This is a genomic window from Spongiibacter sp. (genome assembly GCF_984394615.1).
This window is the reverse complement of record NZ_CFHTQA010000007.1, coordinates 45,922-62,555: the sequence shown is the minus strand read 5'-3', so window position 1 is coordinate 62,555 and position 16,634 is coordinate 45,922. Positions and strand designations below refer to the sequence as shown.

Annotated in this window: 12 protein-coding genes; 8 read left to right on the top strand and 4 right to left on the bottom strand. The window is 50.2% G+C overall.

Annotated elements, in window-relative coordinates:
* The first annotated feature begins 229 nt into the window (after positions 1-229).
* Together AC5DB9_RS04620 and ggt are read left to right on the top strand one after the other, a co-directional pair.
* Complete coding sequence (locus AC5DB9_RS04620) at positions 230-520, top strand: GIY-YIG nuclease family protein (RefSeq protein ID WP_272989123.1); 291 nt, start codon at positions 230-232, stop codon at positions 518-520.
* Between the two features lie 476 nt (positions 521-996).
* Positions 997-2,730 carry a gamma-glutamyltransferase gene (ggt, locus tag AC5DB9_RS04615; RefSeq protein ID WP_272989121.1) on the top strand — a complete coding sequence of 578 codons (1,734 nt, stop codon included), beginning with the start codon at positions 997-999 and terminating at the stop codon, positions 2,728-2,730.
* Positions 2,731-2,994: 264 nt separating this feature from the next.
* Here ggt and mutM read toward each other — a convergent pair whose 3' ends face one another.
* The 4 genes from mutM to AC5DB9_RS04595 form a co-directional block, all read right to left on the bottom strand.
* A complete protein-coding gene (gene mutM, locus AC5DB9_RS04610; RefSeq protein WP_272989118.1) occupies positions 2,995-3,810 on the bottom strand; it encodes a bifunctional DNA-formamidopyrimidine glycosylase/DNA-(apurinic or apyrimidinic site) lyase in 816 nt (271 codons plus the stop codon).
* A gap of 115 nt (positions 3,811-3,925) precedes the next feature.
* The gene (locus AC5DB9_RS04605; protein ID WP_272989115.1) at positions 3,926-6,175 is read right to left on the bottom strand and encodes a polysaccharide biosynthesis tyrosine autokinase; all 2,250 of its coding nucleotides are present in this window, start codon (positions 6,173-6,175) and stop codon (positions 3,926-3,928) included.
* A gap of 76 nt (positions 6,176-6,251) precedes the next feature.
* Positions 6,252-7,391 carry a polysaccharide export protein gene (locus AC5DB9_RS04600; RefSeq protein ID WP_272989112.1) on the bottom strand — a complete coding sequence of 380 codons (1,140 nt, stop codon included), beginning with the start codon at positions 7,389-7,391 and terminating at the stop codon, positions 6,252-6,254.
* 59 nt (positions 7,392-7,450) lie between these two features.
* Positions 7,451-8,941 carry a capsule assembly Wzi family protein gene (locus tag AC5DB9_RS04595; RefSeq protein ID WP_272989110.1) on the bottom strand — a complete coding sequence of 497 codons (1,491 nt, stop codon included), beginning with the start codon at positions 8,939-8,941 and terminating at the stop codon, positions 7,451-7,453.
* Between the two features lie 1,098 nt (positions 8,942-10,039).
* Between AC5DB9_RS04595 and AC5DB9_RS04590 the strand changes: the two genes are divergently transcribed.
* The 6 genes from AC5DB9_RS04590 to AC5DB9_RS04565 all read left to right on the top strand — a co-directional run bounded on the left by AC5DB9_RS04590 (position 10,040) and on the right by AC5DB9_RS04565 (position 16,617).
* On the top strand, positions 10,040-11,425 hold the full coding sequence (locus AC5DB9_RS04590) for an undecaprenyl-phosphate glucose phosphotransferase (RefSeq protein ID WP_272989108.1): 1,386 nt from the start codon (positions 10,040-10,042) through the stop codon (positions 11,423-11,425).
* A gap of 72 nt (positions 11,426-11,497) precedes the next feature.
* Complete coding sequence (locus tag AC5DB9_RS04585) at positions 11,498-12,730, top strand: flippase (RefSeq protein ID WP_272989104.1); 1,233 nt, start codon at positions 11,498-11,500, stop codon at positions 12,728-12,730.
* Complete coding sequence (locus tag AC5DB9_RS04580; protein ID WP_272989101.1) at positions 12,727-13,374, top strand: DapH/DapD/GlmU-related protein; 648 nt, start codon at positions 12,727-12,729, stop codon at positions 13,372-13,374. Before AC5DB9_RS04585 ends, AC5DB9_RS04580 begins: the two co-directional genes overlap by 4 nt.
* The gene (locus tag AC5DB9_RS04575; protein ID WP_272989099.1) at positions 13,364-14,395 is read left to right on the top strand and encodes a glycosyltransferase family 2 protein; all 1,032 of its coding nucleotides are present in this window, start codon (positions 13,364-13,366) and stop codon (positions 14,393-14,395) included. Before AC5DB9_RS04580 ends, AC5DB9_RS04575 begins: the two co-directional genes overlap by 11 nt.
* A 2-nt stretch (positions 14,396-14,397) precedes the next feature.
* Entirely contained in the window at positions 14,398-15,615 is a 1,218-nt protein-coding gene (locus AC5DB9_RS04570) for an oligosaccharide repeat unit polymerase (protein WP_272989097.1), read from the top strand.
* Between the two features lie 9 nt (positions 15,616-15,624).
* Positions 15,625-16,617 (top strand): glycosyltransferase family 4 protein, encoded by a 993-nt coding sequence (locus tag AC5DB9_RS04565; RefSeq protein WP_272989095.1) that lies wholly within the window; start codon positions 15,625-15,627, stop codon positions 16,615-16,617.
* Positions 16,618-16,634: the final 17 nt, after the last annotated feature.

Below are 16,634 nucleotides of genomic sequence, written 5' to 3'. Positions count from 1 at the left end.
CTGACGCGGTAAGGCGCCAATTTTAAGACCAGTGGTACTGGCCCCCGGCTCGGAGGCCGGGGTGACGAGCTGGGAGGCTTGGGCTATTCCAATGCTATGCCGAATTGTCGTCAGACGCTAGGTCGATGCGAGCGGTTGTAGGTTTAGGCCGCAAGCGCCAGTTACTATGACTCGCGGCTTGCCCAATCTGCAGCTACTCTAAAGTGACATATGTCCAAGGAGGGAATATATGAAGCAGCCCTGTGTTTATATCCTGGCAAGCGCTTACAGAGGAACGCTTTATATCGGTGTGAGCAGCAACTTGCTACGCCGAATATGGCAGCATAAGAACTTAAGCATTGAGGGCTTTGTTGAGAGGTATCGGGTTAAGCGGCTCGTCTATTACGAGCAATATGCCGATATGTATTCTGCGATTAGCCGAGAAAAACAGCTAAAACGCTGGCGGCGAGCGTGGAAAATTCAACTTGTAGAAGAGAACAACCCGGAATGGAAAGACCTCTGGGAAGACATTGCCAGTTAACGAAAGACTGAGACAAACCTATCTGCACCGTCATACAACACATGAAAACGACCCGCTAAATACCAAGTCAACGTTCCGTGACTCTGGTCAAAATACCAAGCCGGAGCGGCGGATTACGAGCTTTGAACTACTCTACTGTTCCGTCATGCCAGACTTGATCCGATATCCAAAACCAGCGTGGCCTGGCTCTCCTCATTACCAAGTCTGTGCTTTGTGGTTCTGGACCCCGGCTCGGGGGCCGGGGTGACGGCTGGTAGGGGCAGGCTTGAGCGGCCCTCGCTATCCCGTCATGCCGGACTTGATCCGGCATCCAAAACCACCGAGGCCTAGATCTTCATCGCGCCATGAGGGGCAGCGCCGGGTGTTTGAGACAGTGCATCGTGTTAGATAGTAAGCGTCTTTCTCTTTCATTCGCTTTGCCTGCTGTTAATGGTCGTGGCAGTCTGTGCTCCTGATTCTTCCAGCGGAGCCGACTCATGCGCCAACGCCTGTTTTTCGCACTGTTATTGATTAGCTCGTCTTTTGCTTGGGCCAGCGACCCCGTTATCGTGCCTGAAGCGGCCAGCGGTTTTTCTGAAATAAAGTCGGCGACGTTTCCCAATGCTATGGCCGTGACGGCAAACCCCTATGCCAGCGACGCGGCGGTAAACATTATGAAGCAGGGGGGCTCGGCCGTGGACGCCGCCATCGCAGCACAGTTGGTGCTGGGTTTAGTTGAGCCGCAGTCCTCCGGGATTGGTGGCGGTGCCTTTATGTTGCATTGGGACAAGGCTCGTGGCGAGCTACAGTCGTGGGATGGACGGGAAACGGCGCCTGCTGCTGCCACGGAAGCGTATTTTCTGACTCCTGATGGCAAGCCGATGAACTTCTTCGATGCCGTTATCGGGGGGCAGTCTGTTGGTGTACCCGGTGTTGTTGCAATGCTGGAGGCTGCACACAAGGCGCATGGGGCGCTGCCCTGGAACAAGCTTTTTGATCCGGCTATCCGGCTTGCAGAGCAAGGCTTTATTGTCTCGGAGCGGTTGCACATCCTGCTGGAGCGTATGCCCAAGGTGGCCGTCAATCCACAGATCAGCGATTACTTCTTTGTAAAGACAGAGGACGGTTGGGCGCCGAAACCTCAGGGCAGTCTTCTGAAAAATCGGGCATATGCGAAGACGCTGCGTCGCCTGGCGGAGTTTGGGGCGAGGGATTTCTATCGCGGTGAATTGGCGAAGGATATCGTCAATGCAGTTCAGCAAGACCCAAACCGCAAAGGCATGATGACAATGGAGGATATGGCTGCCTACAGCCCTGTTAAACGGGCTGCGGTGTGCGCAGGTTTCCGGGAGTACGACGTTTGTGGCGCGCCGCCACCGTCGTCGGGTGGCACGACGGTGTTGGCGATACTCGGTATGTTGGAGGCCTACGAAGAACAGAATGGAATACGGGCGGACTGGCAACACGGGTTTATTGAGGCGTCCAAGCTGGCGTTCGCCGACCGAAATGCTTACGTGGGTGACCCGGCGTTTGTAAGTGTGCCGGTGGCGGGGATGGTTGACCGGCGCTATCTCAACAAGCGCGCGGCACAAATCACTAATTCGACCGTTATCTCCAATGCTAAACCCGGGCTACCTCCCGAGGCCGAGCCGCGAATCTCGGCGGCGTCACCGGAGCTGCCGTCTACCAGCCACTTCAGTGTTGTCGATCCTCAAGGCAATGTGGTCAGCATGACAACGAGCATCGAAACTGCGTTTGGCTCGCGAGTTATGGTGGGTGGATTTCTGTTGAACAACCAGCTTACGGATTTCTCCTTTGCGCCACGCAATAGCAGCGGCAAGCTTATCGCTAATCGCGTGGAAGCGGGCAAGCGGCCGCGTTCGTCTATGGCGCCCACGCTGGTGATGGAAAAAGGGCAGGCCAAGCTCGCCATCGGTAGCCCTGGCGGGGCCAGGATTATTGATTACGTCGCCGCCAGTCTCTACCGCATTCTCGCGTTGAATGAGCCGGTGGCGCAGGCCATCGCAGAGGGGCACATCATTGCCATGGGACATGGGGTGGAAATGGAGCAGGGGCGGGCCGATACCGCCACAGTGATGAGAATGGAAGGCAGAGGCCACAACATTGTGCTGCGAGATCAGACCAGCGGCCTCCACGTTATCCAAATTACTGATCAGGGTTTGACTGGTGGCGCTGACCCCCGGCGCGAGGGTGTTGTGCGCGGCTTTTAGCAGGGTGGGGTCGTTGGTCCTGAGCCTGTGATCGTTTAGCGGGTGGCTCTGGTACCGTTAACCCTGAAAGTGGCGCGGTGAGACGTCAGTTTTCCGTGGTCTTGGATGCCGGATCGAGTCCGGCATGACGACGGAGCAATAGTCGATACGCTACTACTCCGTCACCCCGGCCTTGAGCCGGGGTCCAGTACCGCAGGCCCTGAAGTTGGCGCCGCGCTATGTCAGATTCCTGAACTCGGCCTGAACAGCAGGAGAGCCCTTATATCAACGCTGGCAGCGGCCGCAAAACACCGTGCTTCTCTGCGCCTGCCTAATTTCGCGTAACGTCGACTGACATTTCAAACACGGCTCGCCGGCACGACCATATACCTGCAACTCCTGTTTGAAGTAGCCCGGTTTGCCATCTCCGCCTACAAAATCTTTCAGGGTGGTTCCGCCTTCGGCAATGGCCTTCTGGAGCACCTGTTTTACACAGGTTACCAGTCTCTCGTAGCGCACTGGACTAATTTTTCCCGCCATACGGTCCGGTCGAATTCCCGCCATAAACAGTGCTTCATTCGCATAGATATTGCCGACACCAACGACGATCCTGCCGTCCATCAACAGGCTCTTGATCGGCATACTGCGCCCTTTTGCTCGGGCGACCAAATACTCCGCGTTGAAATCGGATGAGAGTGGCTCGGGACCAAGGTGGCTGAGTAGCGAATGAGATGTGGTGTCGCCTTCCAGAAAAAGAACTGCACCAAAACGGCGCGGATCGGTATAGCGAAGCACCTGGCCACTATCCAGGAGAAAGTCGACATGATCGTGTTTACCCACAGGAGTATTACTTGGAACAAAATACAATCGGCCGGACATGCCCAAATGCACGAGCAAATGCCCTTCATCCAGCTCTGCTAGCACATACTTTGCCCGGCGAGTAATGGATTTGACCCGCTGCCCCTTGAGCAGCGTGGGAAGGTCCGCAGGGACAGGCCAGCGCAGACTTGGCTGGCGAACCGTAACCTGCGTAAAGCGCTTGCCTTCCAGGTGTGGGCGAATGCCACGGCAAACCGTTTCGACCTCGGGTAACTCTGGCACGTGAACCTCAGGTTTAAAATGAGGAATTCTACACTGCTCAGCTCACTAGCGAGTAGGGGGATTGTGGTTGTGGAGTGGCGCCCCGGCTCGAAGGCCGGGGCGGGAAGGCAGAGGCTTACTTGCTACCGTCCGATTTATACTCGTAGTGGTAGTAGCCATAGCCGTAGCCATAGCCGTAACCGGATGCCCGGCGCTCGATCGCGTTCAGCACGACACCTTTCACTGCAATACCGTTTTGTTCAAAGCGCTGTTTGGTCACTTCCAGTTCTTTAACTGGGTTCAGACCGAAGCGAGCCACCAACATTGTCACGCCACACTGACGGCCCACAATCGCGGCATCGGTCACCGCCATAATGGGTGGTGTGTCGACGATAACCAGGTCGAATTGGTCTTTAACTTCTTCCAGCAATTCCGTCAGCCCTTTGCTCATCAGCAATTCCGATGGGTTCGGTGGAATGGTTCCTCGAGACATAAACGAAAGCTCACCAACCCGTGTTGGGCGGATGGCGTCCGCAACACTCACGCGCTTGGCAAGCACATCGCTGACGCCCCCTTCGGGCTCTTCACCGAACATTTTATGCAGGTAGCCTTTGCGAAGGTCCATGTCTATCAGGAGCACTTTCTGTCCGGCTTGGGCCACTACCGCAGCAAGGTTCCCCGAGATAAACGACTTACCCACGTTGGGGCTGGGACCGGAAATCATCATGATATTGTTGTCAGCTTCCAGCATGGCAAAGTGCAAGCTGGTGCGCAGATTGCGCAGGCTTTCGATCGCAATATCGGTGGGGTTTTTCTGAGCCAACAAATCGTGGGGGTGCTGGTTTTTTTGCTTTTTACGCAACGCGGAGCGCCTGCGGCCAAGCCCATCCAGTTTACGCTGTTCATCCGACAGCGGCACGCTGGTATACACAGGCAGGCCAATCGCTTCGATATCATCTGGGTTGGTAACGCCCCGATTCAGTGCCGCTCGCACCAACACCAAAGCGACTGAAAGGAAGCCGCCCAACAGTGTAGCAACAACCACAATCAGAGCTTTTTTGGGTTTAACGGGCTCTTCAACATCGACCGCTGCATCATCAACGATACGAACGTTCCCGACAGTTCCTGCGCGAATAATGTCCAATTCTTGGATGCTGTTCAGCAGTTGTGTATAGATTTCGGTCCCAACTTCTAGGTCGCGTTTCAGCCCTAGCAGTTCCTGCTGTGTACCAGGCAAGCCCTTTATACGCTTGTCCATCTGGTTTTTGCGTGATTGCAGCTCCGCCATTTGGTCGCGCCAAGCTTGGTAGTTCGGGTGGTCGCGGGTATACAGCCTGTCCAGCTCTGCTTGCTTTAGTTGAAGCTCAGAGATGCTGGTCTCAATTTCTACTACTTGCTCAAGCAACGCCTCAGCTTCTGCACTAATATTTACCGACCCTGCTTTGACCTGATAGCTATTAAACTCGGCCTCTGCTTTCTCCAGGTCTTTTTTGATAATGGGCAATTGCTTACGGAGAAACTCTAAACTCTTTGATGCCTCGGCAGATTGGCGCTCTACGTTTTGGCGAACATAGAACTGCGAAATAGTGTTAAGTATATCCTCGGCAAACTCCGGCGATTTATGTTCAAAAGCCAGGGCAATGATGCCGGAGTCTTTACCGCGTTCCGAGGCGCCTAGCTCCTCTTGCAGCTCAATAATAGTGCTAAGACGGCGGTGCTTAATTACGCTGAAGCGAGTTCCTGGCCTGGCGTTCAATGATTGCACGTAAATGCTGAAACCGGATTCAACACGCTTTTCACCGGTTTTACCTTCCAGGATCGGGGTTCCCTTTGGCCCCAATAATTGGTAGCTGTCACTTTCTTCAGCGATCAACTCCAGCTCTTCGCCATAGAAGGCGTCAGGTACATCCAACTCAGTAATTGCTAGCTTCTCGCCTCCCCAGGCATATTGATTCAGCCCTAAAATAGGGGTGGCTAGTTCACCGTCCGCATCTTTAAACTTCCTCGCAATGGCGCCGCCCAATATTGGTGCGTATACAGGTTTGGCTTCGATCGCTAGGTGCAGTTTGTCTACGGTAGAGCCGACAACACTTCGGCTCTTAATAAGCTCGATTTCTGTAACGGCTTCAGATTCACTGCCGAGCATTTCAGTAATGTCGCTCATGCCGGGCAGGCCGGGCTGCTTTTCTTCTACCTGTATAATTGCTGTGGCTTGGTATATCGGCGTAGCGAGAAGTGCGTAGGCTACACCCAAAATCGTAAATACAGATGTAATGGCGACAATCAGGTTTTTATTGTCCCAAAGGGTTCCGATCAAAGCCAGCAGGTCTATTTCATCCTCAGTACTCGAAGGCTTGGGCTGCGCAGCGGGTGATTGTGTACTCATGTAATAACTTCCAGCGAGCTCAGCATCATGCTGAGAGTGTTTAAACGTTGCTTTTTAATAGTAAATTTATCGAGTGTTAGTCGTTGTTATCGCCCAAGTCGTCGATAACACCTACAGCAGAGACGCTCGGCAGCAGCTGGCTCAGGAAGCGGTTCCAGCGTGTGATCGGGGCTGGCGAAACATACACAATATCTCTGGGCTCCAGAGTAAATTTGTCGGCCAGCATGAAACCCACTGCGGAGGCGGCATTCAAGTGATAAATGGTAGCGGTATAGACGGGTTGATTGGCATTGTCGCGGCTTACGCCGGTGTTGCGCAGTACATAAATGCCCCGGCCATCGGCACGGTTTTCATTAATACCGTTTGCGCTGGCCAGAGCCTCTGCCAATGTGGTGCCTGTGCGCGACATGGCGATTCCCTGAGGGCGATTGACTTCGCCAAGTACGAAGATTTTATCGGCATCATTGCGTGGGACGTGCACCAGATCACCGTGCTGTAGTAGCAGATTTTCACTCCATGCCCCCTGCTCATAAAGCGAGCGCAAAGAAATTTCCTGTGTCTGGCCATTTCGCGTCAGGCGGATGTGCTGCCATGCCGCGTTATTCGCTAACCCGCCAAGGCCTTCGATGGCATCGACCAGCGTGAGGGGGGTTGAGGTAATAGGCAGTGTTCCTGGCTGGCGCACCGCGCCGCTGATGTAAACTCGCTGGCTTTTGAAGTCGGCAACGCGCACATCGACCTGCGGGCGCTTGATAACCGATGCCAGTTTCTCTTCCAGCATGGCCTTGATCTCGGCAGTGGTCTTCCCTGCCACATGGATTTCGCCGGCATAGGGGTAGAACACCGTGCCGTCAGCTTTGACTTCGTTACCGCCTTCGGCAGCCGTGCGAAAAGAGCCAGCGGGAATGGTCAGTTCAGGGTGCTCCCAAACCGTAATTGTCAGCACATCGCTGGGGCCGATCCGGTACTGATAATCGGCAATGGCGGCTTCCAGTTCTGCATTACTGAGTACTTGTGCGGGTGTCGTCTGACTAAGATGTGCAAGCACTGTGGCATTGATCGGAATATACTGAATGGCAGTCTCTGCCGGTGTGTACTCTTCGGGGGTGTCATCAAACCACACGGAGTTCATGCGGTTCATATTACTGCCTGGCACGACAGTACAGCCTGCTGTGGCGGCCACCAGTACACAGGCTGCCAGCTTCCTTACATCCATAGTTCACCCATATTAGTTAAGTTGTTGCAACGACGAGCTGTCCGCTAATCCCTGTACGCTTACCAGCGGTAACTGGCTTCGATGAAGGCAGTTTCTATGCCATGGTCGTAATTATAAAGTTGAAGTCCGTCATCAATATTTAAGTAGCCCACTTTGGCGCGAAGCGTGCCAAAGCGTTGCTCGTAACTCAATTCGAGGCTGTTTCCTTCTCCAGCACTCCGCCCGGCGGGAGCGCGGCCACCGCCATCAATGTTCAGTGCCACATCCGAATACCGCAGTGAAATCATGCCCTGATTCGGCATTATCCAATCAACGCCCAAGGTATCCAGCTCGCTGTCGTTGTCGATGCTGGCACCCAACGCGCGCCCTTTGTAGCGATAGCCGCTTTTATAAATAGCATGCTCGTATACGTAATTAGGACGCTCATCTCCAATCAAGGCGCCTGCGGTTGTTTGAGTACGCTCCAGAAACCAGTGGATGCGGTGCTTTTGGACAGCAAGCAGACCATTCAGGCCGACGACATGGGTCAGGCGAGACGGCTGTGCGCCACTCTCGTCTTCACCAATGTGCTGAATGTACACGCCCTGATTACCCCAGGGGGTGGCCCATAGCATTTTGACATCGAAGCCTGCCAACTGGTTACCTGGCTCGTTTTCCTGAGTGAGGCCACCGTCGCCCCGGTTATCATTACCGAGCATTAAGTCCTTAAAATTCGAAAAAGATTCCGGGCGACCCTCTCCGCCCCACTGAGCGGTACGGCTTGCAGCAATTTCCAGCCACTGTATCGGTTTCACAGCAACACGCATTCCCAGTAGCTTGGTTTCCGGCACGGCGCGGTCGCCTTCCATTTGTCCGGCGAAGGCTTGTAGCTGCCATGGGCCTAGCCAGTTCAGCCAGGCACTCTCAAATTCATGGGCACGGTTGCGTTGCAAAGCGATGCCGGGAACAGGGCGAGCATTATTAGACAGCAACAGGCTGCTTTGCCAACCTGCGCCCCACCAGCGATCGATTGCTCCAACACTCACGCCCCAATTACCAAACGCTTTTGCCAGATAGCTGCCATCCAGTCGGCGATGCTCTCTTGGGGCGTCGGGAGAGTCATAGCTGATGCGGAGCTGCCCGGCCCAGCCTGAGCTGACAAACTCGCTGGACACCGCCGCGTATTCCGGCGCGTTGTTGTGATTGCCAAATCCGGTAAGAAAGCGGCGTTCCTGCTTGCTGCTTGCCATTTCTACTTTCGCCGAGAGCGGTTGGCGCTCTTCCTCGAAACGGGCCAGAAGCGCGTCGACAGCCTGGCGTTCCGAGTCGCTCAACTGTTGTGCCTGAGCGCGGCGCAAATTGGGAAGGATCGCGCCCCACATTAATGGCCACTGGGTTGTTGGGGTCGTGAGCACGCCGCTGGCCGAAAGCAGTTCTATGTGGTGGCGAAGTACCAACTCATCCGGGCCGATCCAGGGCTTGGCAAATGCCTGCTGGTGCAGCAGTGCCGCTGCCAGTAGTGATGTGCCGAAGCGAAACCAGCGGATAAGCCGCCCTTGGCCGTGTCTCATTGCTCAGGTGTCCATTTTTTGTGATGCGCGGCGCGCTGTCGGGTTGATAGTGGTGCGGCTGTAGATGATACGCGCCCACAAATTAGCAGGACAAGGATCATGCCAAGTAACTGTGACAATGTCACGACATTGCATGCGTTGCCCGTCACACCCCGGCCTTTCCTTTCCCGCTGTCATCCCGGCTCCGCGACACCTCCCCCGATCGGCATCCCGGCCTCCGAGTCCCTTCATCCAAACTGGGCGCCGAGCTTTATCCGCCTTCCGTAGTGCTGGATGCCGGATCAAGTCCGGCATGACGACAAGGGCTACAGTTCGTCATCCCGGCCCCCGAGCCGGGATCCAATACCCCTGAACTAAAAATCTCGCAGCCGACCCTACCGATAGCGCCCCCAAAAGCAGCAAGCCTCCAAGCGCATGCCACAAAAAAGCCACAAGGGGGAGTAATGGTTTTAGCTGCGCCCTGTTCTTTACTAAGTTAGGCGGCCTAAAACTTCACCTATACTTTAACGCCGTCGTAGTAATCGCCATGTAAGCTCCGCGCTTGTAAGCAGGGGCGCATCAATCTTTTGATGGCGATATGAGTCGAAACGGGCTTTGTGTGCACTTAGCTGGCGCAAAATGTGCATTGCCTCACAGGTCGCGCACGTTGTTGGCGCAAAAACTGCACTTGATGGGTGGCGCTGTGTCGCACTTGCGCGGTCCAACTTGTCACAATGTCACTCGATAGCAATGCTGGCTTGGTTTCCGCACCGTTGTGGAGCAAAATAGCGGCCCTCAAGTTAGCCTGCCCCGTGATTGGATCACAGCAGGTTACCGTATATAGGGGGTGTGGACCTACCCCTCATGGGGGGATACTGCGGGTCTTTGGTGCTGGTGACGACCAGCTGCCTTACAACGAAGCAAAGACTTGTCTAACCGCATTAGCGAGGGAATAGCTGTGAACACCAAATCTGCTCACTCACCGGCAGTGTCGCAGGGGGGCTGCGTAGCCGTTATTTTGGATGCGCAACCCGGTTTTGGCTGCACTCCATCCAATAACTTTCACCAAGCTAGCAGTGCACCGCTTAAAGCCGTGTGCTTGTAGTGGAGGAAAGAGAAATGGATAAAAACAAACCGTTCGTCTCCGAATCCAAAATTCGCCTTGCGCTCTTGCATCGCGCTAGCGATATCGCCGTTATCCCAGCTTCGGCAATGCTCGCCCATGGCCTGGTATACGGCAGCATTAAAATGGATAACTTCCTGGCCTTGAGCGTTGCCATGAGTATGGTCATCGCGCTGTGGCTTTATCCCGCCATTGGCTTATACCGCGCCTGGCGAGGTGAAAGCTCAGCTAAAGAACTGCTGAATGCTTCCCAGGCGTGGACCTTCAACTTCTTGATTTTGGCGTTCCTCCTATACTTCACTGAAAACGCAGATGCCACCCGTATTGAATACTTCTCAGTATGGTTCTTCGCAGGGCTCGGCGGGATACTATTAGTGCGTAGCTGCGTGCGTGCGGTTTTGCGCCGTGCACGGCGGCGTGGTCGTAATCAAACCCACGTAGTGATTGTGGGTGATAATGGCCTGGCCACCAGTACGATTAATACTATAAGAAGCGCCGAGTGGGCCGGTTTCAATGTGCGAGGTTACTTCGGTGCGGATGAAATACCCGGTGAAACTCTGTTGGGCGATTTCCACGAAATTAATAGCTATCTGGAGAAGAGTGCCGATAAAGTCGACCAGATATGGATAGCGATGCCGCTATCTAAAGAGAAAGAAATCAATCAAATCCTCGAAGAGCTACGCTTCGCTACGCAAGATGTGCGCCTAATTCCTGGCATGGAAGGCTTCCGGCTAATTAATAACTCCGTAACGCAAGTGGCCGATATGCCGGTGATCAATCTCCAAGTGTCACCTATGACAGGAATGAACCGTCTAGTCAAAGCCGTCGAAGACAGAACCCTTGCCGCCTTAATTCTGCTTGCCATAAGCCCAGTCATGATCGCCTTGGCCATAGGCGTGAAGCTGTCGTCACCGGGGCCAGTATTCTACCGCCAAGAGCGCGTTAGTCGTGCGGGAAAACCCTTCATGATGTACAAGTTCCGCTCTATGCCCGTTGATACAGAAAAAAACGGAGTTCAATGGGGGAATGCCGGCAGCAAAGCAACGAATAAATTCGGACAGTTTATTCGCAAAACGAGTTTGGATGAGCTGCCTCAATTCTTGAACGTTTTATTTGGTGATATGTCGATTGTTGGTCCGCGGCCCGAGCGTACGCAGTTTGTTAACGAGTTTAAGCACGATATAGACGGTTATATGAAAAAACACATGGTTAAAGCTGGAATTACGGGCTGGGCACAAGTGAATGGTTGGCGCGGTGATACAGACCTAAGTAAACGAATTGAATGTGATCTTTATTACATAAACAACTGGTCAGTTGGCATGGATATTAAAATAATATTTTTGACTTTCTATAAGGGCTTTATCTCCGAAAATGCGAAATAGGCCCCGAGTTTTCAATGTTGTAAGAACCTATTTTGGAAAGGCCTTACTTCGCCCGGCTGCGTGTACGCCAGCATGACTGCACTTGTTAGAAAAAACGCAATATATATGCTGGCTGGCCAGGTTGTTCATGTTGGATTGCCCTTGCTAGCCATTCCGTTTCTTGCTCGAACTATTGGTGTTGATGGTTTGGGTGTCTTGGCATTCGTAATGTCAATTGGCCAGCTAGGTGTGATATTTGTTGAATATGGCTTTAACTTAAGTGGCCCGCGGGATGTCGCAACCATTGGTTCTAGTCGGCATAAAGTAAGCGAGATATTTTGGTCAATATTGTTTTGTAAATTAACGCTATTCACAATTCTTGTTTTATTAATCTGTTTCCTTGGTCTCGTCTTTAGCAGTGTGAGGCTCAATTTTCAAAATATATCGGTTGTTTCTCTTCTGGTGCTGGCAAATATCATTTATCCGCAGTGGCTTTTTCAGGGGCTGCAGCGAATGGGGTATGTAAGCATTTTGCAGATAGTGGGTAAGTTGGCAGCCTTTTTGGGGTTGCTGTTATTTGTCAGGAATGAGGGCGATGTATTAGTCGCAATACTTTTTCAATCGCTAAGTCCATTGATCGGCGCGGTTCTGTGCTTGCCCTTGGTATTTGCCGAAGTAGACGTTGCTGGCTTAAAGGGAGTATCGATGCATAAAATCAGGAGGCAGTTCTCTAATGGTCGAGATATATTCGTCTCAACTGCTGCTATCAGTGCCTATACGACGGCAAATACATTTATATTGGGTATCGTAGCCTCTCCGGCAGTCGTTGCGAATTATCATATTGCTGAAAAAATTGTTCGAGGATTGCAGGCTATATACGGGCCGATTAGTAACGCAGTGTATCCGCATGTCGCTGGTCTTGTTAAAGTGGATCCAGCTGGTGCAGTGACATACTTAAAGCGCATAGCTTTTTTGCTTCTAAGTGTATCAATGTTTTTTGCAGGGGCAGTATATTTTGCTGCGGACTGGATAATGTTGAATGTTTTTGGCAGAGGTTATGATGACGCAGGTGAGATACTTAAATTATTTATCTTCGTCTTTCCAGTTAGTGTAGCAGCCAATATATTGTGCATCCAAACGCTAACCGCTTTTGGCTATGAGCGCTGGGTCAGTCGAATACTGTTTGCTGTAGCTGTATTTGGAATACCTCTTTTTGTATTTTTAGTTTACTTATTCCAAGGTGTGGGCGGGGCGGTAGCTAATTTAATAGTAGAAATTATAGTGTTGTTGCTTTCTGCGTATATTGTAAAGAGGAGGATAGGTTGAAAAAGCTGATTTCTTTGATAAAAACAGAAGGTCTGCTGCCATCCTTTTTTATTGTCACTAACAAGCTTTGTGTAAAGGTGAGGTCATTAATTTATTCATTGGTTTACGGCGCGCCAGGGATGAGTGTTAGTGGCAGGCTAAAAATTCGTGGTGTTAAGCGCATAGATTTTGGAAAGGGTTTATTTGTCAACGGGGATGTGTGGTTGGAGGCGGTCGTTAGTTATGCTGGTAAAGATTATGACCCGATTTTAAAGATTGGTGATGGGGTTTCCATGTCTTCAGGTGTTCATCTGAGTGCTATTAATTCAATTACCGTAGGGGATGGGTGCTTGTTTGGTAGCAATATATATATTGGGGATCACAATCATGGTTTTTACGGCGGTGGGGAGGGGAGTGCGCCCAGTGTTCCACCTGCGCAAAGAGAGTTGAGTTCAAGTGGGTCGATTGCATTGGGTGAAAATTGCTGGTTAGGTGATAATGTTGTTGTTTGTGGTGGGGTGCGTATTGGAGATGGCGTGATAATAGGCGCCAACTCAGTCGTTACGTCTGGGATACCTGATTTTTCGATAGCGTGCGGGAGCCCGGCAAGGGTTATAAAAAAATTTAATTTTGACAGTAAGCGGTGGGAAAGTTGTGAAAGCTAGGCCTTTTTTTTCTATATGTGTTCCTTCTTACAATAGGGCAATCCATTTAAGTAGTTTATTGGATTCGATATTCAGGCAAAATTTTGACTCTTACGAAGTTGTTATTTGTGAAGATGATTCGCCGGAAAGAAAAAGTATTAAAGACATTGTTTGCGACTACCAGTCTAAATACGAAGATAAAATTCGATATATAGAGAATGAAGAAAACCTTGGTTATGACGCGAATATAAGAAAGCTTGTCTCCGTTTCTAAGGGTAGATATTGTTTTTTTATGGGGAACGACGATATTATGTGTGACCGCGCGCTAGAGGTTGTGCATGAATTAGTCCGGGATAATGAATCCATTGGGCTGGTTCTGAAAAGCTATGCATGGTTTGACGAATTTCCGGAAAAGATCAATCAAGAGGTTAGGTATTTTAAGGAATCGAGAGTTCTAAAAAGAGGTCTTGAAGCGGTTAGTGTATGTTTTCGGCGTTCAGGCGTTATATCGGGTTATATTGTTAAAAGGGATGCTGCGGAAAGAATAAAAACTGATGAATATGATGGTAGCTTATACTATCAAATGCACATGACCGCTGGAGTTTTGGCGGAAGAGGATGCTGTAACTTGTTCGGATATTTTAGTTTTGTGCAGGAATAATGTCCCGCCTGATTTCGGTAATTCCAAAAAGGAGAAAGGGATTTATACTCCTGGGGCTTACACGCCGGAGGCGAGGTTAAGAATGATTTCAGGGGCATTGGATATTGCAGCTGCTGCGGAGAAGAAAGTAGGAGAGGGGCTTTTGGAGTTGATTCGCAAGGATTATGCAAACTACTTCTACCCGTATATTAAGGACCAGTTTAACCTGCCCTTAAAGGACTATATTGCTTTGTACAAGGCCTTTGGGAGACAAGGGTTTAAAAAGTACCCGATGTTTCATGTCTATTTTGTAGTTGGATATCTGCTTGGTGAGGAAAAGTTTAACTGGTTGACCGGTATTGTTAGGAGGGTATTGGGGAGGAGTCCGCGTATAGGAATATAATTGTGGGTAAATATATATCGCCTTTTCATCTGTGGTGCGCGACAACAGCGATATTTTTAGTGGCTGTGATTTTTCCTCCTTCATACTACGAAAAAGTAATTGGAGAGCCGAATTTTATGTTCGCGAATGTGGCGATGATTGCTTTTTATGGTTTTTCGTCACTAATTTTTTTTGGGGGGGTTGGTCTTTCTAGGTATTTTAGAAGTGGTCTCGCTGTGCGGGATTTGGGTCGATATAGGAAAAGTTGGTTGTTGCCGAGAGTCGTTGCTATTGCTGCCATAGCAAATATCGCAGACGCTTTTTTTTCAGGTTCCTCTGGCCATCTATTGGCGGATATCATCTTAAACCAAGAAGGCTATAAGATTAAGGATGGTGAGGTCGGTGTTGATGGCGGTTTGTTAAATATCGCATGTATCGGTATTTACTGGTTTGCGTTAGGGGTGAGTTTATTCGAGAAGGGTAGAAAAGATCGGCTACATTGGCCGCTTCGTGTACTTTTCATATCTATAGTTCTTTCTAGCATTATGAGGCTTACTAGAGGAGAGCTGATACCATTTTTGATTGGTATAGTTTTTATTTATCTAAGGCGAAGGTACGATGTTAAGGCCATAAAGCTTCCGAAGGCAATGGTAGTTGCTGCTTTCGCTTTTTCTTCAATAGTTGCTGTCTTTTTTTTATTCTCTTTGGCAAGGGGTGAAGCTGATCAGTATAAGCTCGTGTCTGACTTGATGGCTTATACAATTGCTTCATACAACCGATTAGCTTTGCTTCTTTCTGGAGGGTTGGGAAATTACTATGCTGGTTCAGGTGTTTTTGTCAGTGGCTTTATAAGTTTCAATGAGTCTTTTAATAATTTTTTTGGTTTAAGTTCCTATATGGGTTGGCCTAGCTACCAAGAGCTGTGGGCTTCAGAATTCCGGGAGGTAGGGTCAGCTGGATTAAATCCTAATATTATTTGGTTGACTAATTTAGGGTACTTATATTTAGATTTGGGTGTGTGGGCGTTTGTCATTATATTCTTTCAAGGTTTAATCACGGGATATTTTTGGCGAGCCTGGAGCGATAATGAACCTATCTCTTTGATTGTTTATCCTTGGGTTGCATTTTGTCTTTTGTTCTGGTTTGGGACGAATTACTTATTGGATACAAAGTTTGTTGTTTTTTTGGCGTTGGGGGGGGCTCTTAGGCTGTTCCTTGCAAATTATCGTCTGGGCAAGTAGGTAGTTAAAATGCGAGTTATATTTGATGATCGGTGGTCCGGAGATAATGGAATTGGTAGGTATTCAAAAGAGCTAGCAGCGCGTATTTCTCATGAGGGTGTTAGCAGTATGTTGCAATCTATGCCGACATCCCCATTAGATCCTTTTAGGCTGTCGTATAAACTTCGCAATGAAGTTGAAGGCGTTTACTATTCTCCTGGTTATAATGCGCCGTTGATGTCAAGAGTTCCTTATATCTTTACTTTGCATGATCTTAACCACATTGATCGAAATGAAAACTCGAACGTCCTTAAGCGTCTTTATTATCAGTCTGTATTGAGAGTTTTGTGTAGGCGGGCGGAAGCTATTGTCACCGTCTCAGATTTCTCACGGTCAAGGATAATAGACTGGTTTGGTATCGCGCCGGAGCATGTCTTTAATGTGGGTAACGGGGTTTCTGAGATTTTCCACAATAATTCTGAGAAATATCGTCCGGGTTATAGATATGCATTATGTGTAGGAAATCGGAAGGAGCATAAAAATGAAAAGGGTGCATTACGTGCTTTTTTGTCGAGCGATCTTCAAAGTGACTATAGGTTAATATTTACAGGGCCAGTCGATGATGAATTAAAGGCGATAGCTCAAGCTCACGGTGCGGGGCATAGGGTCATCTTCGCCGGCCAGTTAACTGAAGAAAAATTGGCTTCTTTATATAAGGGAGCGGAGTTTTTGCTATTCCCCTCGTTCTATGAGGGTTTCGGCTTGCCGATTATAGAGGCCTTTGCATCCGGTACTCCCGTGATAACGTCAAATGTAACTGCAATGCCGGAGGTGTCGGGTGGTGCAGCAATTCTTGTCAATCCCGGCGATATCAAATCGATTTCCGCGGGTATCAACAAATTGATCGACTCTCCAGAACTTGTTTCTGAGATGCGAAACATGGGTCTCGAGAGGGCTCTCTATTATCGTTGGTCTGCTGTGTCGGGAAGGCTGAGTGAATTATTGGCTCAGGTCTACACGTGAACTTGATTAATTTTGGT

Coding starts and splice junctions, on each gene's coding strand:
- AC5DB9_RS04620 (WP_272989123.1), top strand. CDS start 230: ATGAAGCAGCCCTGTGTTTATATCCTGGCAAGCGCTTACAGAGGAACG.
- ggt (WP_272989121.1), top strand. CDS start 997: ATGCGCCAACGCCTGTTTTTCGCACTGTTATTGATTAGCTCGTCTTTT.
- AC5DB9_RS04605 (WP_272989115.1), bottom strand. CDS start 6,175: ATGAGTACACAATCACCCGCTGCGCAGCCCAAGCCTTCGAGTACTGAG.
- AC5DB9_RS04600 (WP_272989112.1), bottom strand. CDS start 7,391: ATGGATGTAAGGAAGCTGGCAGCCTGTGTACTGGTGGCCGCCACAGCA.
- AC5DB9_RS04595 (WP_272989110.1), bottom strand. CDS start 8,941: ATGAGACACGGCCAAGGGCGGCTTATCCGCTGGTTTCGCTTCGGCACA.
- AC5DB9_RS04590 (WP_272989108.1), top strand. CDS start 10,040: ATGGATAAAAACAAACCGTTCGTCTCCGAATCCAAAATTCGCCTTGCG.
- AC5DB9_RS04585 (WP_272989104.1), top strand. CDS start 11,498: ATGACTGCACTTGTTAGAAAAAACGCAATATATATGCTGGCTGGCCAG.
- AC5DB9_RS04565 (WP_272989095.1), top strand. CDS start 15,625: ATGCGAGTTATATTTGATGATCGGTGGTCCGGAGATAATGGAATTGGT.